Below are 21,917 nucleotides of genomic sequence, written 5' to 3'. Positions count from 1 at the left end.
GTTCCCACTTTTTGGGATCATGCTCTATCGCAGCACGTTCAGAAGATCCTGAACCATGCTGTTCGCGGTGGTGATGACTTTCGTATTCGCCGAATAAGCCTGCTGGGTCACGATCAGCTTGGTGAACTCATCGGCGATATCGGTGTTGGAGCCTTCGAGCGACGAGCCGCTGATGTGCCCTGCCGCACCCGCGATTGCAGGCCCCGACTCGTCTGTCACCGCATAGGCCCCGCCGTCGAGCGCCTTGAGGTAGTTGGTGCCGTTGAAGTGCGACAGCGACACCTGCGCGAGAGACAGGTTCTGCCCATTCGAGAAGGTGCCGACCACAACGCCGTCATTGTTGACGGCAACCGACTGTAGCTGTCCGGCGGCGTAGCCGTTCTGGTTGATCGCATTGATGGTGGCGTTGCCGCCGCTGCTGGCGTACTGGGTCAGACCGCCGGAGCCGATATTCAGCGTGAGATTGCCGAGCGACTGGGACCCGACACTGACGCTGGGAATGGTGACGGACGACCCGACCGGGCTCGAAAGCTGGCCGTTGGTGCCGAAGGTGAAATTGGTGCCGACGTTGATCCACGCCGCTTGCGTGCCGGTGGCGTTCGGATTGGCCTGATAGAACAGGTTCCAGGTATCGGAATGCCCGGCGCCGAGCGAAGCGCTGTCGGTCTTGGCCCAGCGCAATTGCAGGTTCACCGCCGTCCCGGTCGCATCATAGGCCGTGACCGCGCCGCCGCTGATCGATTGCTGCTGGAAGATTGTCTGGTCGTTAGCGATCACCACGCCAGCCCCGGGCGTGCCGCCGCCCCCGCGCGCTACGTTGGTTGTCGCGCCGAAGCCCATTGCCGTCCAGCCCGCGGCTGCGCTCGTCACCGAGAGGTCCTGCGCGGTGCCAGTATGCAGGGTGATTGCGCCGGTGCCGGCATTGATCGTCGGAGCCTGGCCGGTGATCGCGCCGATCTTGCTCAGCAGATCACCGACGGTGTCGTCGATGCGGACATGGGTCGCATCCTGCGCGCCCGGCGGCAACGCGGTGCTGGCGTCGGTGAAGGTGATCGTGGTGCCGTTCACGGTGATGGTGTCACCGACCGCGAATCCGCCCGGCAACGAGTCGCTCGGCGCCGTGCCCGACAAAAGCGTCGCGCTGGAGATCGCGACCGCAGGCGTCTGCTGATTGGTCGCCGGCGACCCAGTTATGGTGTTGTCGGTATAGGGCGGGGCCGGTGTGCCGACCACAAGGGGATTGAAATTGGTCGTGAAGTCGGACGGGTTCAATCCGCCGGCCGCCGTAATGCTCCCGACCGGCGCGGTCGCGCTCGACAGCGTTCTCGGCACCGCCGGAAGATTGGCGGCGTATTGCACCGTCGTCGTGGCTTGCGCAGGAACGAAGCTATTCTGGAATTTCAGCACCTGCGGCACATTGCCGAGCGGGTTGCCGGTCCTGGGATCGACCGTCACGCCCATCAGATAGTAGCCAGCGCTATTGACCAGATGGCCGTAAGCATCGACCTGAAAATCGCCGCGCCGCGTGTAGTAAGTCACGCCGGAAAACTGCGGCTGGTTGTCGACCCGTCCCGTCGGCGCCTGGACGTTGAAGAAGCCATCGCCGTTTATCGCCATGTAAGTGCCAACCGTCGAGGCGGACACCGTTCCCTGACTGCTGATGGTTGGCGTCGCATAGGCGGTTACGCCGCCGGCAACCTGGCGATTGGGGGTGGTCGAATCCGGGATCAGGTCAACGAAGGCGGTGGTGATACCCTTATAGCCTGTGGTCTGGGAGTTTGCGATGTTGCCGGAGATATTCTGAAGTGCAAAGGACTGTGCCTGCAAACCGCCGACCGAAGTATTCAGTGCGTCGAAAATACCCATACGTCGTCTCCAACTCGATCCAGGCGGCGGCCCAAAACGCGGGTCAAAATTCGCCGCGGCCGGCAAACGACATCGCAAGCTCCATGCCAACGGAAGAGACAAATTATTTCAGCAAGTTAGCATAGAGCTCCGGCTTCAAAGCCCGGGGCATTCTTGCCTTGCTCGGCAACTCTTGCCGGGAAGCGCCTCGCGGTGGCGAGCGATCGGGACTACTTTTTGCGAGGGGTCCGGTTCGCTGTCTTCGGAAGATATGAAGGAGTGCCGGGCCGAGCCCGGCCATCACGATCTCCATCCGGGGATGAAGCAAACGAACTTTACGTCGCCGATGGCGAAGCAGGATGGAAGACGAGCGCCAACCCGTCCATGCAGTATCGCAGGCCCGTGGGTTTCGGCCCGTCGTCGAAGACATGGCCGAGATGGCCCCCGCAGCGACGGCAATGCACTTCGGTCCTCGCCATGCCAAGCGTTGTGTCGGTAGATTTTCCGACCGCGTTGTCGAGCGGCTTCCAGAAGCTCGGCCAGCCGGTACCGCTTTCGAATTTCGTCTCGGACGAATAAAGCGGCAGGCCACAACCGGCACAGGCGAATGTGCCCTTGCGATGCTCCTTGAGCAAGGGACTGGAGAAAGGCGGCTCGGTGCCGTGCTCACGCAGGATGTGATACTGCTGCGGCGTAAGTTGCGCCCGCCATTCGGCATCGGTCTTTTCGATCTCGAACTTTCGCGAGACCTTCGTCCCCGTCGCCCAAGCGGATTCTCTCCCTGCCCAGCGGAAGCCGAACAGACCCGCAAGACCGGCGGCGGATGCGAGCAGGATGCGGCGATCAATCATGGTTGTCTCCGTGCAAGCGAGAACCGATTCACCTTGCATCTCATACGGGACGACCTGGGCAAAGTTACACGGACGTGTCGGGAATGTTCTCACGTTCTTGCGAGGTGGTTTCCGGAAGCGTTTTGGCTTCCTCCCATTAGCGGGGCGAGGTTGAAGAGCCGCCCGCTCCTGTTTCCCCGGAATCATTTGGCGCCAGCGCATGATGAGCCGCGGATCGCCGCGGACGCGATCCCGTCTGGCGATTGGCCGCATTCAGCCGCGCCTGCCGCGCCCGCTCGCGATAGCGCGCCAGCGTGCCGGCGGCGGCGGATCGCGCTTGCATGGCCATGCTGATCGCATAGCCTGCCGCGCGTCCGGTCATTCCGCCCGCCCATACGAGTTCGAACGGCGCAAACAACCGCCAGCGGTCATCTCCTTCCAGCATGCCGCGGGCGATCAGTTGCCCGGCCATCGCCGAGGTATTCAGCCCCTGCCGGCCGAAGCCGCTCGCAACCCACAGTCCAGGCCGTAATTGGCCGACCTGCGGCATACCGTGCACGGTCTGACCGACCGCACCACAGAAAGCCTTCGCGATCTCGACAGTACCGAGTTGCGGGAAGGTGGTACGGATGCGCTTGCAGATCCCCCCGGCATGGCGCTCCGGCCGCGCCTCCCAGGTCGTTTCCGGGCTCGCCCACATCAGCCTGTCGCCATCAACGATCCGAAAATGATCGATCCCGTCAGTGTCGATGACAGAGCCCTGAAACCTCATCACCTCGGCGAGCCGCTCGCCCAACGGCGAAGTGACGGCGGCATACCGCCAGACCGGCACCAGAGTATCGGACAATCGCCGCAACGCTTCGCCAAGATGGACATTGCCCGCAAGCACGACGTTGGAAGCCCGCAGCCGCGCCCGCGGCGTCGTAATGCGTTTCCGAATCCCGGACGAATCGATGCTAACCACCGGCGTCCCTTCGAAGATGCGAGCACCGGCCTTACGCGCGAGCTCCGCGAGGCCGTGAACATATTTGCGACCGTCGATCTGGAACGCTCGCGGATAATGCACCGCGTGAAAATACCGGTCGGTGCGTAAGGTGTCGCGGACGCGGTCGATCTGCCATCCCTCTGCCTCGGTCGCAAAATCCTCGCTTAGCATTTGCAGTTGGCTGATGAGCCGCTCGCCGGCATCGACATTGGAAACCTCGAGCGCGCCTTCCGTGAGTCCTAGTCCCGGAATGACATCTTCAGCGGCATGGGCGCGAACATAATCAGCGCCCTGCTGAGACAGCGACCAGAGTTCGTAGGCATCATCGAAACCGACGCGCGCGATCAGATCGGAAAGCGGAAGTCCGTAGCCAGGCATCGCCGTGCCGAGATGATGGCCGGACGCACTCCAGCCGACATGGCGGCCCTCGAGCACGACGACGCTTGCGCCTGTCCGTGCCGCCTCCAGCGCCACAGTGAGGCCGGCCAGGCCGCCGCCGACGACGCAGATTTCAACGTCGAGATCGAAAGTCAGTTGCTCGCGCCGCTGCGCCGCAGACTCCGCGTCACCGGGACCATCGGCCGCAACTATGTTATCCGAAATCATGACGTTTCCTACCACTACCCCTGTGACCTTGTCCCGTGCAAGGTTGTAGACTAAGCCGGCCCTACCCCGCGTTCCGGGTCATGCTTAACCTCGAATCGAGCCAGCGTCATGCGCCGCCTTTTGCTGCTTCGACACGCGAAAACCGAACGCGACTCGCCCAGTGGAAGCGATCGGGACCGCCCGCTTGCCGCGCGCGGCCGCAACGACGCCGCCGAAATCGGCGCGTGGCTTCTCACAGAGCGATCACTGCTGCCGGATCTCGCGTTGATCTCGACCGCTGTGCGGGCACGCGAGACCTGGGACATCGTTCGGCAAAAGTTTTCGGATCAAATGGCTCCGGGACTTGTCGAGCACCTGCCGGAGCTATACGGCGCCGAGCCGGCGCAACTCCTGACAATTATTCGTTCCGCCGGCCCGGATCCTGAGCGCCTCATGATCGTCGGGCACAATCCCGGCATGCACGACCTCGCGCTTCGTCTGATCGGCGGCGGTGACGCAGCCGGACGTGCGGCGCTGGCCGACAACCTGCCGACGTCGGGTCTTGCCGTCATCGACTTCGCCGTCGATCGCTGGGACAGCATCACATTCGGTGGCGGACAACTCGTCCGGTACGTCAGCCCGAAACTGCTGAAGGAAGCCTGACAGTTCGGCCTTTCATCCGACTCCGCATCGCTTTCATGATATGCTTGTATGGCACGCAGCATGGCAAGCTGCCCTTGAGTCAGCCCCTTAGGAAGACAGGATTCGACGCGGGGACTGGGCATGATGGAGGACACCCGATGTTCAAATCCATTCTCGTGCCGATCGATCTTACCAACACCGATCTCGCCAAGCCCGCGGTTGCAACCGCGGTGTTGTTGTCGCAAACCTCGAACGGAACCATCAGGCTACTGAACGTGCTGCACATGACGCCGGTGATGCTCACCGAATACGTGCCGGCGGATTTCGACATGCTGCAGCGTCAGTCGTCCCAGGAGGCGCTGGCAATCGTCGCACGCGAGGTGGGCATCGAACCGTCGCGCATTTCCAGCGTGGTGCGGCAGGGCAACAGCGTCTATCATGAGATTCTTGAGGAATCCCAGGCCGTCGACGCCGACCTGATCGTGATGGCTTCGCATCGGCCGGCGATGAAGACCTACTTTCTTGGCTCCAATGCCGGCTATGTGGTGCGTTATGCCAGTTGCTCGGTGTTGGTCGTGCGACATTGAGCGTCGAGAGCGAGGAGCAGCGTCAGTTTACGGCAGCAACTCCCGCGGCAACGCATTGAATGTGTAGGCACGCGGTCTGTTGCGGTGCATGAAACGGCCGATCTGCCAGCCAAAAAGCGCAGACAGACCGACGATGAACAGGGCGCCGGCCCATTCGCCTGTGACCATCGCCCGCACCAGCAGGGCTGCCATCGCTACGGACAGCAGCGTCAACACGCCCGCGCCCGCAAAATAAAGCACCGGGTTCAGGCCGCCAACGAGCATGGTGCGCGCGCCATGCGCTGCAAGCCGTCGGTGCAGTTCGACGATGAACGTGCTGTAGTCCTTGTCCTGCGCATCCATCAGCGCCAAAGTCCGCCAGGTGGTGGACATCACGATGATGCATCCGCCGTTCCGATGGCTGATCTCGGTGCGGAATCGGTGCGACTGCATCGACATCGGCCGGTAGGACATGCGCAAGGCAGCGACGTCCGCATAGCGCCATCTTCCCGTCCGGCGGCCAACGCGCCACGATATCCCGTCATCCTCCAGCGCGAACCGATGCGCTGAGCCGATCAGCGAGGCTCTATAAGCGTATCCAACGCCAGGCGGCGGTATCTCTGGTGGCGGCGACACAATCAGTACCCTTCGCACAGCGGTGCGTTCTCTTGCTCGACGTGCAGTTTTTATCCTAGAGTCTTTCACCGCTTCACGGAAACAGCGAAAGACTTAAGCTTTTTGATTTGAGGCGTTTTCTTCACGCGAACCGGATTTCACTTCGCTCGAAAACGCTATAGAAAACCCTCATGGCTGAAACCGCTTATTTTCCGCGCCACTTGATCGTCGGCGGGGCAATGGTGTCCGGCATATTGCTCGCTCTCGCCGTGCACATGCTGGGCGCTCAGATTGGTCTCGACCTCGGTGGGCTCTGGCGTTCCGATGCCAAGGAGTTCATGCCTGCGGGTGCCGCGATCGCATGGTGGCTGGTCGCAACGGCCAGCTTCTCCGGCAGCTATTTTGTCGCGACGCTGATGCATAGCGCAGCGTCCAACCGCATTCAGCAGCGGCTCCGGCAGTTCCTGATCGTAGTCGCCGTACTGTTTCTGGCGGGCGCGGGACAGGCCGCCTCGGCGCCCAGCACCGCGCCGACCGTCTCAAGTTTCATAACTGGCCTTGCCGTGCTCGGCCTTGGCGCGGCGATGGCCTTCTGCGGCGCTTACTTCACGCTGCGCAAGACCTGACTCTCAAAACGTCTATTTGCATGGCACTTCCGAGTCGCTAAGTCCCGGCACAAGCTCATCGTGTGCTGGCATTCCGTCCTGGCTGTCCTGAGCAGGAAGGGGTGATCGATCCGGATTCGATTCGCACCGGCTCGCCAGTGCACTGCGAAGCGGCCATGCACAAGTTCAGCACCAGCTTCACAAATTGTTTCCCTCGCGTAATAAGCGATGTCATACATCCGACGCATAAGGAGCTGTCGGGGCTTTGATGATGTCGTCTGCAAGAACTTCCTAACCGGCGATGGAACACGGGGCGTCTTATGCCTATATGCATCGTCAACTCACTTTCGCCGCTGCGGACGCGCGCAGCGGGGATGTGTCCTGACTTTTTTCAACCGGTGAAGGCGCCGCCGCGTTCAGGCCTGATAGCGACCGTCAAACGCCCCGTTTTGTCTTATGAGTTTTTCGCGTATGAGAGACGGAACAGCCGCTTGCCTTCCTCTCCGCAATCGGCTCGAAACGTATCGTGACCTGGTGTGGTGGTCAGAATTTGGCGTCATGGTCCCGACGAGGCCGTCGAGCGGCGTCTTCTGAAATCAAGCCACACCGGAATAGTGAGATTACTAGTGTCCCTTGATTTCGAAATTCGCATTGGACGTTTCCACAAGGCCATAAGACCTTCGGAATCGGGGCGCTAGCGGGAGGACGAATGCAACGGCTGCTGACCGCGCTGCAGCGCGGCTTCAAGGAATGGATCGGCTGGAAACGGCTTGGTGTCGTTGCGAGCTTCGTCATCATCGCTTTCGCGATCACGACTCTTATCCACACCCTTAAGGGCGTCGACTCCGGTGTTATCCTGGTCGCGCTGACGGAAAAGTCGCCCTCCGAGATCGCCTTGGCCGCGCTTTGCGTCGTCGGGGCGTTCTGCACCCTGACCTTTTATGATTTCTTCGCGGTGCGGACGATCGGCAAGGATCACATCCCCTATCGCGTCGCGGCGCTCGCAGCCTTCACGAGCTACACCATCGGCCACAACGTCGGCGCGACGGTGTTTACCGGCGGCGCGATCCGGTTTCGGATCTATTCGGACTATGGGCTGAACGCCATCGACGTCGCAAAGATCTGTTTTATCTCCGGGCTGACGTTCTGGCTCGGCAACCTGTTCGTGCTCGGCATCGGCATGGCCTGGCATCCCTGGGCGGCGAGCGCGATGGACCTGCTGCCGCCGTCAGTCAACCGCCTGATCGCATTCGGCTGCCTCGGCGGCATCGCAATCTATCTCGCCTGGATCATCACCGGTCGCAACCGCCGCGAACTCGGGCAGAACGGCTGGAAGGTCGTGCTGCCGTCCGCGCCGCTGACCTTCGTGCAGATCCTGATCGGAGTCGTCGATCTCGGATTTTGTGCATTGGCAATGTATCTGTTGATGCCCACGCATCCGGACATTGATTTCGTGTCGGTGGCGGTCGTTTTCATTCTGGCCACCCTGCTCGGCTTCGCCAGTCATGCGCCGGGAAGCCTCGGCGTGTTCGACGCGGCAATGTTGGTGGCGCTGCCGCAGTTCGGCAAGGAGCAGTTGCTGGCGACGCTGCTGGTATTCCGGATTCTTTATTTCATGATCCCGTTCGCCATTGCCATCACCATCATGGGCACCCGCGAACTCTGGCTCAACGTGGTGCAGCCTTGGCAGCACCGCCGCAGGATCAACGGCAACGGCAACAGCGACGTTGTCGGTGACAACGGCGCTAACGACGACCACGGTAAGGGCAACAGTGATGGCCCGCCGGATGAGGCGGCATCGCCACGGGCGGCCAAGTCGCCGGTCGTGCAGGACTGAGCCGGCGACTTCCTCTCCGCTCTTATTTCCGCCAAAACTGTCACGTCAAAACCATTCATGCTTCGCGCCCACGCCTCGTTCCTGGTCGGTATTGCCCTCACATTTCTTGGCAGCCTTGCTCTTAGCAGCCTTGCCGCGCAGCAAATCGCCGCGCAGCCGCTTTCCACTGGCATCGCCCCGGCCGACCCCGCTGCTCCAATCCAGGATCAGGCTGCCGGCGGAATGCAGATTTCCTGGGAGGTCCGTAGTCGCTTCCGGCTGTTCCGGGAGGAGCGGGATTTCCAGATCCATGTCGCCGCTGCCGGCAACCAGAGCATTCTCGCTGCTGAGCAGGCGCTGGAACTGCAAAGCGACGGTCGCGGCTGGGCTCGCAACGCCGTGAACCGTCTTTGCATCGATCTCGGGGGGCACATCAGCGAGCCCTGCACGCGCGACAAGATCAAGGAAAGCTATCTGACGCCGACGGAGCATCCGGTCACCGTGCGCCTGACCGGCGCGGTCCCGGTCGGCGCCGTCTGCGCCTGGTCTTTCGATGATGGCGACGGCCCCCGCGCCACGACGCAGGACTGCGCCGAGCCGATCGACTTCCGCGCCCGCTATGGCCGCGCCACCAACGCCACCGTCGATGTCACGAGCGGCAGCGACGCACCGCAGCGCCTGATGACGCAGATCAAGGTGCGCGACATCCTCGTCGCCGGCCTCGGCGACTCCATCGCTTCCGGTGAAGGCAACCCGGATCGCCCTGTTGCGCTGTCGGACGAAGGCTTTTGCTTCCGCTCCTATCTCGGCGGCGCGGCGGACGAATTTTACCGGCCGAGCCGCGCCGGCTACAAGGGCGGCCGAGCCTGCGGCACCTCCGGCTCGCTACAGACCTGGCAACAATACGGCGCGCTGTGGATGAACGCGGCCTGCCATCGCTCGCTTTACAGCTACCAGGCCCGCACCGCACTCGCACTCGCGGTGCGCTATACGCACGTCGCGGTGACCTATCTGCCGCTGGCCTGCACCGGCGCCAGCATTCCCGACGGGATGCTGGGTTCGCAGCGTGCGCGCGAATGCCTGACCTCGAAGTCGTCGGCCAAGTGCCAGGGCACCGTCAACGGCCAGATCGCCCAACTACGCGAAGCGCTCGCGGCTGCGAGGCACCGCCAGCCCGACCGCAGGCTCGATCTCGTGCTGATGACCATTGGCGCCAACGACATCAATTTCTCCGGCCTCGTGTCCGACGTCATCGTGGATGCGGCAACCGAACGCGCGCTGTTCAGGCGCGGCGGCCTGATCGGATCGGTCGACGATTCACGATCGAGCCTTGTGCGCGACCTGCCGCAATCCTTCGTCCAGCTGCGCGCAGCATTGAAGCCACTGTTGGATAACGACCTGTCGCGGGCGGTGTTCGTCTCCTATGCCAACCCGGCGCTGACGAACGGCGGCGCGCCCTGCACCGGCGGCAAAGCGGGCTTCGACGTGCACCCGTCATTCAATGCCGATCCCGGGCGGCTCGCCGCGGTCACCGGCTACGTTCAAAATGAATTCCTGCCGCGGCTGAAAGCCCTCGCCTTGTGCCAGTCCGGCGTGATCTGCCGCGATCCCGCCGGCGACCGCATGACCTTCGTCGAGGCGCATCAGGCGGCTTTCGCCGATCACGGGTTTTGCGCGCGCGCCGGCAGCGATCCCGAATTCGACCGCGAATGTTTCTCGCCCCAAGGCAACAGCTTCGTCAGCAACATCGTGGAGGCGCCGCAGCAGCCTCTCGCCTGCGGCCGTGAGGCAAGCGCGTTCCGCGCCTATCTGCCCCGCGCGCGCTGGATCCGCGACGCCAACGACAGCTACTTCACCGCGATGACCTACCCGCAGGCGCAGTCCTCATCAATGCAGCCGTCCGACATCCATGACGCGACATGGGGACTGCTCTCCGCAGTGTATGGCGGCGCGATCCATCCGACCGCCGAGGGTCATGCCGCGATGGCGGACGCCGCGCTGCCGGCGGCCGAGGCGCAACTGCATCTCAACGCCGCCGACGGGAGCAACGTGACAGGCGAACCGCTGCCGCCATTGGCGTTGCCGACGTCGCCGGCACTCACCCCACCAGCGGCAACCCCACCCGCACCGATGCAGCAATAGTCAGCCTGCGCACGCCATGTTTGCAAGCGCGGCTTCGACCACCTCTCGTGTGTAGGGCTTCTGGATCACCGGCACGCTGCCGAGTTCAGCCGGTATTGGCGCGCGCTCGCCGTAACCGGTGGCGAAGATGAATGGCACATTCAATTCCTGCAGCTTCATGCCAACCGGAATACTATTCTCGTTGCCGAGATTGAGATCAAGCAACGCGAAGCTCGGTTTGGTGCGTTCAATTGAGTTCAACGCCTGAGCGACTGAGGCCGCCGTATTCACGTGGCGAGCGCCGAGTTCAAGAAGGATCACCTCGCCGCTCATTGCGATGATGAGATTGTCCTCCACGATCAAAGCCGTGTCGGAGATGCGGGGCGCCTCCTGCTTTTTTGCTTCAATCCGCTCCGACGCGTTCGCCAGAGACGGCACCCACTCGATAAAGTTGGGCGGGATGACAAAGCGAGCCTGAACGCCGAACAAGTCAAAATGGATCTCTGCGTCGCCTTTGAGGTCGAAGGGAATCGAGCGCTCGATGATGGTGGTACCGAAGCCGCGGCGCGATGGAGGCTGGACCGGCGGGCCGCCGCTTTCCTTCCAATTGATCACAAGACCCGACTGATCATCAATATTCCAGATGATTTCGACCCGGCCGACCGAGTCAGCCAGCGCGCCATACTTGGCCGAGTTGGTCATCATCTCGTGGACGACCAGCGCCAGCGCCGCAAACGCCTTGGGATCCAGAGCGACCTCAGGCCCCTTCATCTCGATGCGGTCGGCGCGCGCTCCGAGATAAGCGCCCGCTTCCGACTCCACCAGCGACCGCAATGCGACCGGCGCCCAGTTGAGATTGGTGATCTGGTCGTGAGCGCGCGCCAGCGCCTGGATGCGGCCGCCGAGCACGCCGGCAAATTCCTCGATGCTGACGGCCGTGGTCTTGCTCTGGGCAACCAGCCCGCGCACCAGGCTCAGAATGTTGCGGACGCGATGATTGAGTTCTGCAATCATCAATTCCTGCCGCTCCTGCGCGTTACGGCGCTCCCGCGCTGCGAGATCGGCAAGTTGCAGGATCACCTCGAGCAGCGTGCCCCGAAGGCTTTCCGCGATATGAAGATCGGCTGACGTCCAGGGTTTGGACTGGCCGCGCACGACTTCTTGCCAGAGCTCGAAACTTTTGCGCGGTGTTAGCCGGGGCCCGTGCGGTCCCTCCTGATAAGATTTGTTGGGATCGCCCGCCCAATTCACCGACTGCTGGATTTCCCGGCGGAAGAAGAGCAGGCAGTCGCGCGGGGTCCGCGACAGCGGAATGGCGAGAAAGCCCGCGGCCCGGTCGCGAAACGACTCGCCGGCGGCGTAAACTTTGCCTATCTCGGCGGTGGCGAATATCCGTCCCGGCGAGGTGCGATTGATAAATGCTACGAGATCCTTGACCTCGTTCTCCCGCGGTGTCTCACCATCGAGCGTGATCTCTCCCTCCGACCACACGGCGATCCCGTCGCATGCGATCATCTTGCGATACTCGGGCATGAAATCCAGCACCGCGCGCTTGCTATGGGCGTGCGTCGCCGCCGCCTCCATCAACCACTCCTGGATTTGCTGTGCCTTGCTCTCGTAGGCGACGTCCTCTTCGCGGATTTGTCCCTCAAGTATCCACGAAAACATCTGACCGAATAATTCGGAAGCGGTCCGCCGCTCGAAGGAAATGTGCCTCGGCGAATAGTGGTGGCATGCGAACAGCCCCCACAGCTTGCCCTCGCGTAGGATCGAGACCGACATCGAGGCGCCGACGCCCATGTTGCGCAAATATTCGATGTGGATCGGAGAGACCGAACGCAGGACGCTCATCGACAGGTCGAGCGGATTGGTATGCATCGGCAGCGATTGCAACGGCGCGGGCTTTTCATTGATGTCGGCGATGATCCGCAGCCAGTTGCGCTGATAAAGCAGCCGCGCCTGCTTCGGAATGTCCGAAGCCGGGTAGTGCAGGCCGAGGAAGGACTCCAGGCCGGAGGTCGCGGCTTCGGCGATTACCTCGCCGGAGCCGTCGAAATGGAAGCGGTAAACCATGACGCGATCGAAGCCGGTCAGAACCCGAAGCTGCCGCGCCGCCTCCTGTGCAAGCTCTGTGGTGGTGCGCCTCTTGCGGATACGCGCCAGCATCAGGCGAACGAGCTCGCCGGAATTGACGCCCGGTTCAACGATGCTCGGCTCTGCCTCGATCACGAAGTAGACGCCAGAGAAATGAACCGCCAGATCGAATGGCGGCCCATCCGGCATGAGTGGAATGCCGAACATACGCTCGACAGTGTCCGGGCCCGAGAGAAAATCAATCCGCTCGCGGATCGACTTCACCGCCGACTCCAGCAGGATGTCGCCGAGGGGACACTGCAATAATTCACCGGCGGCAATACCGAGGTGCTGCTTCACGCTTTCGGAAGCTATGCTGATGGTGAAATCGGGCAGCAGCGCGAGCAAAAAGCCGAATGGCTGGACGCTGCCAGGAATATGGATCGGCTCGCGATCGCAATTTGTAAGATCGACCTCGATGTTCATAAGCGCGCGAACGCCATGCCGAAGAGATTGAAAGCCATGATCGAGCCGGCGACCGCGCCCGCCTCATCGGCTATACGGCTTTTCCGATTGAGTACCGCAAGAAAAGTCTGCCACAACGACACTGAGCCATGGCCGAGATAGGCTGTTGCATTTACCACCATCGGATCGGACGATGCGCTCACGGTGCGCAACAGATATCTGGCGCCAAGCCGCGAGCCCTCCAGAACGTAAAGCACACCGAGTGTCTCGGCGTGGCTCAAGCGCTTAACCGACGGAAGCGGCAGGACTTGTCCCCCGATCCGCGCGAGATCACTGCGGATCGCTTGAGTACGCGCACGCTCCTGCCAATCCTCGACAACCGCGTTCACATTGGAGTCTTCGAGCGCTGCTTCGAGCGGGATCAAGGCCGCTGCGGTCGCTTCAAGAAAATGCCGATAGCATGCGAGGCTAGTCAAGTTAGAGGCGGCTATCCGCGCGTCCAACGATTGATGCGCTGTAGCCGTCGCTTCACGCAGCCGAACCCGAAGTCCCTGCGAGCGTGAGCCACGAGCTCTACCTCGAGCGATTAATTCCGCGAAAGTATGCATTACCCCAACCCGCTGGAAGCTCGGTACCAACGTAAAACGCTAGATACCGCGCCTGGTTCCACACGAGCACAGAGGCTATAGCGCCGCCGAACAGGCAGCAGGATTCTTAATCGAAATTTGAGGTCGCGATGAAACGCCGGATCAAAGTCGGCGAGAACATCCGGTCTCAATTCACCCCGAGCTTCTTCTGCAGGCTCGACGACGAGGTGGTGTACTGGAACACCAGCCGCTTGTCCGGATAGACGTAGCGATGCGCCTTCTGCGCCATCAGCGCGCCCTCGTGGAAGCCCGAGAGGATGAGCTTTAGCTTGCCGGGATAGGTGTTGATGTCACCGATCGCGAAGATACCGGGAACGTTGGTCTCGAACGACGCGGTCTCCACCGGAATGAGGTTGTTCTCAAGATGAAGGCCCCAGTTGGCGACCGGGCCGAGCTTCATGGTCAGACCGAAGAACGGCAGCATGGTATCGCAACTGACCGTCGACATCGCATTGTCGCTCCCCTTCACCTGCGCGCCGGAGAGTTTTCCGTCCGCGCCTTCCAGCGCCGTGACCTGACCGATCTTCAAATCCATCTTGCCGTCGGCAACCAGCTTGCGCATCTGCTCGACGCTATGAGGCGCCGCGCGAAAATCGTCGCGACGATGCAGTAGCGTCATGCGCTTCGCCAGCGGGTGCAGGTTGAGCGTCCAGTCGAGCGCGGAGTCGCCGCCGCCGACGATCAGAATCTCCTTGTCGCGGAATTGCTCCATCTTGCGCACCGCATAGAACACGGAAGTATTTTCATAAGCCTCGATGCCGGGCACCGGCGGTCGTTTCGGCTGGAACGAGCCGCCACCCGCGGACACCACGACGACCTTGCACTCGAACACCTGGCCAGCGTCGGTGGTGACGCGGAATCCGGGATCGCCGATTTTCTCGATGCTCTCCACCATCTCGTTGAGATGGAACGTCGGGTTGAACGGCTTGATCTGCTCCAGCAGGGCTTCGGTGAGCCCTTGACCGGTCACCAACGGAATACCGGGAATGTCGTAGATCGGCTTCTCCGGATAAAGCTCGGCGCACTGCCCGCCGATCTTGTCGAGGATGTCGACAAGATGCACCTTCATGTCGAGCAGCCCCAGTTCGAACACGGCAAACAGTCCGCAGGGGCCCGCACCGATAATCAGCACATCCGTCTTGATCGCTTCGCTCATGTCAGCTTCTTTTTCCGTTGAAACCTTTGCGCGGGCCAGCAGGACGGCCGCGCCGCTGCCTGGATATTCCTGACGCGTTTCTTCCCGCGAACGCTTATCAAATTCGCTTCGCTATAACCAACCGGCCGGTTTGAGGAAAGCCATAAACTGTCGCGGCGCCTGCACCGCGTCCGGCCAGCGTCACGCCAGATGCGGCTTTGTGGGCGGGCGTCAGTCGGCTATGCGACGCGCTTAAGCCTGCCGTTCCGGTACCGTAACCACGAGGCCTTCGAGTTCGTCGCTTACCTTGATCTGGCAGGACAATCGCGAATTCGGCCGCACATCGTAGCCGAAGTCGAGCATATCCTCTTCCATCGGCGTCGGTTTGCCGACCTTCTCGGCCCACGCGTCGTCGATATAGACGTGACAGGTGGCGCAGGCGCAGGCGCCGCCGCATTCGGCCTCAATGCCGGGAACGGCGTTACGGATTGCAGCTTCCATGACGGTCGCGCCGTTATCGACGTCAACAGTGCGGGTTTCGCCGGAATGGTCGACAAAGTTGATCTTGGTCATAGGGTGCCGTGTTGCCGAACAGATTACTGGTAATGAGGAAGTTCGGCTGTCCTATAACGAAACGATCGGGCCAACGCCAGCGGTCGGCGCAAAAAGGCGCACTCGCAGGAATTCGCCCGTGGCCTCAGGAGCGCCGCAGGATCGCATCAATTGCCTGGCAAACCTGATTGACGGTGTCATTCAGCGTAACCCGCGGCTCGGCCGGATCGGCACCCTTGCGAAGCGCGGTTTCCAGGTCGGCGGCGGCAACGGCGACGTGAATGGCGCCTATCGCCCGCGCGGAGCCCTTCAGTTTGTGCGCCAGGATCGCGGCATTCGGCGGAAGTTGCGCCAGCGAGGCGGCCAGCTCGGCGGCCTGACCGGCGAACATTGCCAAAACCTCCCGTTCAAGACTGTCATCGCCGAGTGTCATGCGATGGAGATGGTCGAAATCGATCGGCCCATCCTCTGGAACCAACGGTGGCGAGGGCATCCAGTCGACCTGTCCAAGAGAAAACGACATTGCTGCTATCCGGGCATCCGCTGCGACGGCGAGGTTCCCCCCGCAGAATCCGACCCAGCCAATCACGGAACTGGTTAATGGAACGTTTCAGGTACGAAACTGACCTTCCGTATGTTTAGAGACCAATTTCGACCTACTGCCCCATGACTTTCGAGCCGCCAGAGCGGTCGGCGCCGCCAGCCGTTAACGATGATTAAGATTGTGTTAATCACGACCATTTCATTCGAGACGCCAAGCCAATAGGATGTTGGGGGGAAGTGACCGACAACGGGCGGTGGCGATTGCCGCGCCTGGGACCGGCTTGGGGCTCGGGTCGGCGACCGGACTTGCAGCGGCGACGCGAACTTGCGGTTTGCGTAACACGAGGGCGTGGACTGAGATGGCGAACAATCCCAAGAAGATCAAAGATCCGACAGAGGTCGCTCTCTCCGCCATACAGGAGGCGCTGAGCATAGGTGAGGCATCCGCAGCAGACCTTGATCAGGCTGTGACCCGTCACGATGTCTTCCCGCCGGTCCCACCCGCTGGCCATGGCGAGGAGTGGCCCGGCATCCGTGCAGATCGACCGATTCCTGAAGCCGCAGAAGGACCGCACTTCACGCGACGCCCTGCCAACGACGACCGTGAAACGATCGGGCAGATCCTTCAGTCGCTCCAAAAGAGCGGTCCTTCCCGCAACATCTATACGCTGGCGACGCTGTTCGCCGGTATCTGGATTCTCGGCGCCGGTCTTCTGACGATCAGCTTTTTGCCGTCGCTTCAGGCGGCCCTTGGTCAGGGTAGCGGCGGCACGCTCGCCCTCACCGGTCTGATTGCCGTGTTTTTCGCCCCTGTGCTGCTGTTCTACTTTTTGGCCAATATGGCGTGGCGCGGACAGGAATTGCGCATGATCGCTCAGTCGATGGCCCAGGTGGCGATCCGATTCTCCGAGCCGGAAGGCTTGGCCAGCGATTCAGTGGTAACCGTGGGACAGGCGATCCGGCGCGAAGTCGCCGCGATGGGTGACGGCGTCGAGCGTGCCATCGCCCGAGCCGGCGAACTGGAAGCTTTGGTCGCCAACGAGGTCGCCGCGCTGGAACGTGCCTATTCTGATAACGAGGTGCGGATTCGCGCTTTGCTTCAGGATATCGCGCATCAGCGGGACAACCTCGTCGGCCAGGCCGAGCAGGTCCGCAGTGCGATCTCGGGTGTCCAGATAGACCTGCGGCATGACATCGCGCTGATCAGTGATGCCATCGCCTCGCGCGTCGACGAAGTCGCAAAGGGTATCACCGGTACGTTGGAAGAGCGCGGCGAGCACATCACAACGGCTCTTAGTAATGCCGGAGACAACATGATTTTTGCGCTCGGCGAACGGGGCGGCGACTTGCTCGACCGCCTTGAGGAAGCCAGCGCCCAGACCGCACGCGCCGTTCTCGACGCCAGCGAGCGCTTGACCAGCAGCCTTAATTTCAAGACCGGTCACGTCCACGATGAATTCGTCGATCTGGCCGACCGCGTCCACGACATGCTGAACGATCGGATCGACCGGATTACGGGCGACTTCGAGCAAAAATCGGCATCCATCGTCGAGGGCATTTCGGACCGTACCGAACAAGTCCACGACGCTCTGAAAAATTCCAGCGATTCCCTGCTGGTGGAGCTCGAGCTTCGCGGCGGCGACCTTGCCAGCAAGATCGACGAGGCAGGCAACCGGCTGGCAAGCCGGATTCTATCGTGCGGTGACAAGGCGAGCGAAGCACTCGACGTCACAGTCAACACACTGGTGGCCAACGTTGTCACTCAAACCGAAACCGCGCACGATACGCTTAGCCTTCAGATGAACGCGTTCGATCAACTGGTGAAAGACCAAGGCTCCGAACTCGCAGAGAAATTCGCACGCGACAGCGGCACGCTCGGCGCCCTGATCACTCGCCACATCTCGGAGTTTGATCGCACGGTGAAGACCTTCGGCGCTGAGATCGTCGATCGCCTTGGCCAGCGCACCGAAGATATCGCACAGAGTATGAAGAACTATGTCGATACCTTCGATACACGACTGACTTCCAATGGAGGCGAGATCAGCGCCGCGCTGGATCAGCATCTGGCAAGATTCGAAACCTCGCTCCAGTCGCGCGTCACCAATCTCGATGCTTCGTTTGACGCTAAAATCAAGTCGTTCGACGAATCGGTCAACGGCCGCCTGAAAACACTGGAGCAAATCTTCGATACGCGTGCAAAATCAGTCACGGAGACAATCGACAGCCGGCTCGGCACCCTCACCTCGTCGCTATCCGATGGCACCGCTCATGCGATCGGCTCGATCGAGAGTCGTCTCTCCCTCCTTACAACATCGCTGGCTGAAGGCGCGACGCAGGCCGTCGTGGCCCTTGAAGGACGCATCTCAGGGGTGACCGAAGCCATCGACGACCGTAGCGCTTACCTCGCGGATACGATCACAGCTCGGTTCCAGGAAATCCATCAAGGTCTCGACGAACGTGTGGGCTTTGTCGCAACCGCGATCGATACACGAGTCGCGCAGTTCGAGGATCTGCTCGGATCGCGAATTGAAGCTGTGGCAGGCCGCTTCGAATTGAGCGGGCGCGAGGCCAGCGACACACTGTTGGCACGCGCCGAAGAGCTGTCGCTCGGTATCAAGTCGCACGTCGAGGATGCGGAACGCTCGCTGACCAATCTGGTCGTCAACACAAGCGAAACCATTCAGACGGGTGCTCGCTCTGCTAAACAGTCCCTGCTTTCGATTTCAACCGATGTGGGTGCCCAGCTTCAGCTGACGTCGACGGAGGTCGAGCGCGCCTTGACCACAGCCGGAACGGCGGCTGCCAGCTCCATCCTCAACAGCGCCCGCGAGGCGCAGACGACGCTGATCAACTCATCCGCAGAGACTGCAAGTCAGGCGAAATCCCTGTCAGCCGATATCGAGCGGACGCTGACTGCCGCTGGCGCCAACACGGCAGATTCGGTTCTCGCCGGCGCCCGCGCGGCGCAGACCACGCTGGTCGCCGCGTCATCGGACGCCGCAAATCAAGTGAAATCGCTCGCGAGCGATATCGAACGCACGCTCACGACTGTCGGGTCCGACGTTGAGCGCATGCTGTCCGCCACCGGCACGTCGACCGCGAACACTGTACTGTCGAGTGCGAGGGAGGCCCAGACCACACTCGTCAACGCTTCGGCCGACGCCGCAAATCAGGTCAAATCGCTCGGAAGCGACATTGAGCGAACATTGACAGCAGCGAGCGTTGATACCGCCGCCGCCATACTCAACAGCGCACGCGAAGCCCAGAGCACTCTCACCACCACCTCGGCAGAGGCCGTAAGTCAGGTCAAGTTGCTTGCAAGCGACATCGAGCAGACATTGACGACAGTGAGCGCCGGCACCGCCGCCGCCATACTCAACAGCGCACGCGAAGCCCAGAGCACCCTCACCACCACGTCGGCCGATACCGCAAGCCAGGTCAAATCGCTCGCAAGCGACATCGAGCGGACATTGACGACAGTAAGCGCCGATACCGCCGCCGCCATTCTCAACAGCGCACGCGAAGCCCATAACACCCTCACCACCACGTCGGCCGATACCGTAAGCCAGGTCAAATCGCTGACGAACGAGATCGAACAGACGTTGACGACGGTAGGCGCTGAGACCGCCGCCGCGCTTCTCGGCAGCGCACGTCAGGCCCAGAGCACGCTGACCACCGCTTCCGCCGACTCTGCCAATCAGATCAAAGTGATCTCGTCGGATATCGAACGCACCCTCCACGCAGCCGCGGCAAATACCACCGAGATAATTCAGGCGAGTGCGCAAAATGCGCAAACCGCCCTTGTCTCGGCATCGAACGAAGTCAGCATGAAGGTCAAGTCGGCCTCGACCGACGCCGAGCGCTTGATCTTCTCGGCCAGCGGCGGCTTCGGCGCGATGATTACCGGTAAAACGGACGAAATCGTCAATTACGTTCAGCAGCAGACGGATCGTCTCTCACAGGTTCTCGACACCAAACGGGGATCTCTGATCGAAGCTCTCGGGAGCAAGGCCGATCAACTCAACTCCGATATCGGCCGCGTTACCGGCGACGCCCTCAAGTCGATCGAAGCCAGAGGCCAGGCATTCTCGCAATCGATCGCGGCGAATGGCTCTGACGTGGTCCGCACAATCACCAACGCGGGTGAGCTAGCAACGGCCGCGGTCAGCAAATCATTGAAGGATCTCGAGGAGGCATCCCACTCCGCCATCGATCAGTCCCGGCAAGCATCCATCGCGGCCGTCACCGAGATGCAGGAGACCAGCAAGATATTGCGCACGGATACAGTTGCGCTGTTTGAGCGGCTGCGCGAGGGCAATATTCTCCTTCAGGAGGTTCTCACCGGAGCGCACGAAAATCTCAATTCGCTAGAGCGCACGCTCGTCACACGCGTCGCCGATTTCGTCACTACGATGAGGGATGTCACCTCGCAGAGCGGCCTCGCGACTCAGACACTTGAAGATCAATTGACGTTGTTCAACACCAAAACCTCGAAGGCTCTCGATGATCTTGGCGGCTTATCCGCCGAGTTTGAGAATCATGGAAAAATTTTGGTCGAAGCTACAGCGCGAGTCGAACAGAGCAACCGAAGCGCCACCTCCTCCGTCGAGGAGCGTAAGTCGGCGCTGGAATCACTCGTGACAACAATCGATTTGCGGACGACCGACTTCGACCAACGGCTGACGCGTTTTACGAGCTTGCTCGATGAATCGCTCGCCGCCGCCGAAGAGCGCGCCCGCGATATCGCGCGGGTGGTGGCCGAAACCGCCGGCGCGGGATCTGCCGCGATCAACCGTCAGTTTGAGGCCGTTCGGGCTACGGCCGAGGAAGAACGCCGGCTGACGTCAGAATCGATGAGCGAGATTTGCAAGAAGGCGAGCCAGGAAGCTGAATCGATGCTCAGGCAGTCCGCCGACCGGTTCGCCGCGTTGGTGCAGAGCATGAAGCAGATGTCGGCCGAGATGCATTCCGAACTGGAGGCGACGCGCGGCGAGCTTCGTCGCGGCGTGCTCGAGATGCCACAGGAGGCGGCGGAGAGCACCGCTCAGATGCGCAAAGTGATTGTCGATCAGATCGAAGCGCTTGCCGAACTCAACCGGATCGTCGCACGCCATGGCCATGGGTTCGACGTCGTCAGCAGCGGCAGTTCGCAGCGCGAGGAAGAGCCGGTGATGGCGGCCGCTGCCGGTCGGAGCGCGGCAACGGCACGCCCTGCGGCACGTATGCGTGACAACGGCAGTGCATCGAACCTGCCGACGCCGGACCTTGGCATTCAGTCAACTCGCCGCACCGATCAGCCAGCCAAACCGCCAGGCGCTGACGATGAGGGTGACGGTTGGCTTTCGGATTTGCTGAACCGCGCCGATACCGGAAGCGGCGACATTCCACGCGGACGACCAGCGCCGCCGGCTGCGCCTGTAAATCCTCTGGATTCACTGTCGCTCGATATCGGCCGCCTGATGGACCGCAAGCTTGTCGGCGAGATGTGGGACCGCTATCAGCGTGGCGAACGCAAGGCCTTCACTAAGCGGCTCTACACGCCAGGAGGTCAAAAGGCCTTTGACGAGGTGGCCCGCAAATACCGTACGGACCGCACTTTCAAACAGACGGCGGATCGCTACATTGCCGAATTTGAACGGCTGCTGGATGAGGTCGCACGCGACGAGCGAGAACCCTCGGTGATAAGCGACCATCTGACATCCGAGACCGGGTTGGTCTATACCTTGCTCGCGCATGCGGCGGGACGGCTCGCATAGCGCTTCACAGGCTGAAAAACGGAGGCTTAAACCTCCGTTTCTTGGCTTTTGATACCGACGAAGACCAGATCGCCCCCGGAATATCGCAGCCCTTTCAATTCAAGGGGCCGCAGCGGGCACAAGATCGCGCTACGCA

General features: G+C 61.5%; 15 protein-coding genes. 6 read left to right on the top strand and 9 right to left on the bottom strand.

What is annotated here, in order from left to right; genetic code table 11:
- Window positions 1-24: 24 nt before the first annotated feature.
- The 3 genes from B2M20_RS05960 to B2M20_RS05950 all read right to left on the bottom strand — a co-directional run bounded on the left by B2M20_RS05960 (window position 25) and on the right by B2M20_RS05950 (window position 4,266).
- Window positions 25-1,866 carry a flagellar hook-basal body complex protein gene (locus tag B2M20_RS05960; protein ID WP_079446146.1) on the bottom strand — a complete coding sequence of 614 codons (1,842 nt, stop codon included), beginning with the start codon at window positions 1,864-1,866 and terminating at the stop codon, window positions 25-27.
- Between the two features lie 314 nt (window positions 1,867-2,180).
- Entirely contained in the window at window positions 2,181-2,696 is a 516-nt protein-coding gene (gene msrB, locus B2M20_RS05955) for a peptide-methionine (R)-S-oxide reductase MsrB (protein WP_079446192.1), read from the bottom strand.
- 136 nt (window positions 2,697-2,832) lie between these two features.
- The gene (locus B2M20_RS05950) at window positions 2,833-4,266 is read right to left on the bottom strand and encodes an NAD(P)/FAD-dependent oxidoreductase (protein WP_087881118.1); all 1,434 of its coding nucleotides are present in this window, start codon (window positions 4,264-4,266) and stop codon (window positions 2,833-2,835) included.
- A gap of 108 nt (window positions 4,267-4,374) precedes the next feature.
- On the opposite strand from B2M20_RS05950, the gene B2M20_RS05945 reads away from it, so the two are divergent.
- Window positions 4,375-4,908, top strand: a complete 534-nt coding sequence (locus B2M20_RS05945) for a SixA phosphatase family protein (RefSeq protein ID WP_079446145.1) — start codon at window positions 4,375-4,377, stop codon at window positions 4,906-4,908.
- A gap of 137 nt (window positions 4,909-5,045) precedes the next feature.
- Window positions 5,046-5,474, top strand: coding sequence for a universal stress protein (locus B2M20_RS05940; protein WP_079446144.1), 429 nt, complete (start codon window positions 5,046-5,048; stop codon window positions 5,472-5,474).
- A gap of 27 nt (window positions 5,475-5,501) precedes the next feature.
- On the opposite strand, the gene B2M20_RS05935 is transcribed toward B2M20_RS05940, so the two are convergent.
- Window positions 5,502-6,092, bottom strand: a complete 591-nt coding sequence (locus B2M20_RS05935; RefSeq protein WP_079446190.1) for a hypothetical protein — start codon at window positions 6,090-6,092, stop codon at window positions 5,502-5,504.
- 167 nt (window positions 6,093-6,259) lie between these two features.
- Here B2M20_RS05935 and B2M20_RS05930 point away from each other — a divergent pair, with 167 nt between their 5' ends.
- The 3 genes from B2M20_RS05930 to B2M20_RS05920 all read left to right on the top strand — a co-directional run bounded on the left by B2M20_RS05930 (window position 6,260) and on the right by B2M20_RS05920 (window position 10,631).
- The gene (locus B2M20_RS05930) at window positions 6,260-6,694 is read left to right on the top strand and encodes a hypothetical protein (RefSeq protein WP_079446143.1); all 435 of its coding nucleotides are present in this window, start codon (window positions 6,260-6,262) and stop codon (window positions 6,692-6,694) included.
- A gap of 688 nt (window positions 6,695-7,382) precedes the next feature.
- The gene (locus B2M20_RS05925) at window positions 7,383-8,510 is read left to right on the top strand and encodes a lysylphosphatidylglycerol synthase transmembrane domain-containing protein (protein ID WP_139372851.1); all 1,128 of its coding nucleotides are present in this window, start codon (window positions 7,383-7,385) and stop codon (window positions 8,508-8,510) included.
- 57 nt (window positions 8,511-8,567) lie between these two features.
- Window positions 8,568-10,631 carry an SGNH/GDSL hydrolase family protein gene (locus B2M20_RS05920; RefSeq protein ID WP_079446142.1) on the top strand — a complete coding sequence of 688 codons (2,064 nt, stop codon included), beginning with the start codon at window positions 8,568-8,570 and terminating at the stop codon, window positions 10,629-10,631.
- Here the strand turns inward: B2M20_RS05920 and B2M20_RS05915 are convergent, their stop codons facing one another.
- The 5 genes from B2M20_RS05915 to B2M20_RS05895 form a co-directional block, all read right to left on the bottom strand.
- Entirely contained in the window at window positions 10,632-13,169 is a 2,538-nt protein-coding gene (locus B2M20_RS05915) for an HWE histidine kinase domain-containing protein (RefSeq protein ID WP_079446141.1), read from the bottom strand.
- Window positions 13,166-13,756: a biliverdin-producing heme oxygenase gene (locus B2M20_RS05910; RefSeq protein WP_079446140.1), complete on the bottom strand. Its 591-nt coding sequence runs from the start codon at window positions 13,754-13,756 to the stop codon at window positions 13,166-13,168. Before B2M20_RS05910 ends, B2M20_RS05915 begins: the two co-directional genes overlap by 4 nt.
- A 166-nt stretch (window positions 13,757-13,922) precedes the next feature.
- Window positions 13,923-14,951 (bottom strand): NAD(P)/FAD-dependent oxidoreductase, encoded by a 1,029-nt coding sequence (locus B2M20_RS05905; protein ID WP_079446139.1) that lies wholly within the window; start codon window positions 14,949-14,951, stop codon window positions 13,923-13,925.
- Window positions 14,952-15,182: 231 nt separating this feature from the next.
- Window positions 15,183-15,503 carry a 2Fe-2S iron-sulfur cluster-binding protein gene (locus B2M20_RS05900; protein ID WP_079446138.1) on the bottom strand — a complete coding sequence of 107 codons (321 nt, stop codon included), beginning with the start codon at window positions 15,501-15,503 and terminating at the stop codon, window positions 15,183-15,185.
- Window positions 15,504-15,627: 124 nt separating this feature from the next.
- On the bottom strand, window positions 15,628-16,005 hold the full coding sequence (locus tag B2M20_RS05895; RefSeq protein WP_079446137.1) for an Hpt domain-containing protein: 378 nt from the start codon (window positions 16,003-16,005) through the stop codon (window positions 15,628-15,630).
- A 379-nt stretch (window positions 16,006-16,384) separates the two neighbouring features.
- Between B2M20_RS05895 and B2M20_RS05890 the strand changes: the two genes are divergently transcribed.
- Window positions 16,385-21,781, top strand: a complete 5,397-nt coding sequence (locus B2M20_RS05890; protein WP_079446136.1) for an apolipoprotein A-IV repeat region-like domain-containing protein — start codon at window positions 16,385-16,387, stop codon at window positions 21,779-21,781.
- The last annotated feature ends 136 nt before the right edge of the window (window positions 21,782-21,917 follow it).

The sequence above is a fragment of the Nitrobacter vulgaris genome, from assembly GCF_002028545.1.
Lineage (GTDB): Bacteria > Pseudomonadota > Alphaproteobacteria > Rhizobiales > Xanthobacteraceae > Nitrobacter > Nitrobacter vulgaris.
Note: the sequence above shows the minus strand (reverse complement) of the source record. Positions and strands in the feature narration are given on the sequence as shown.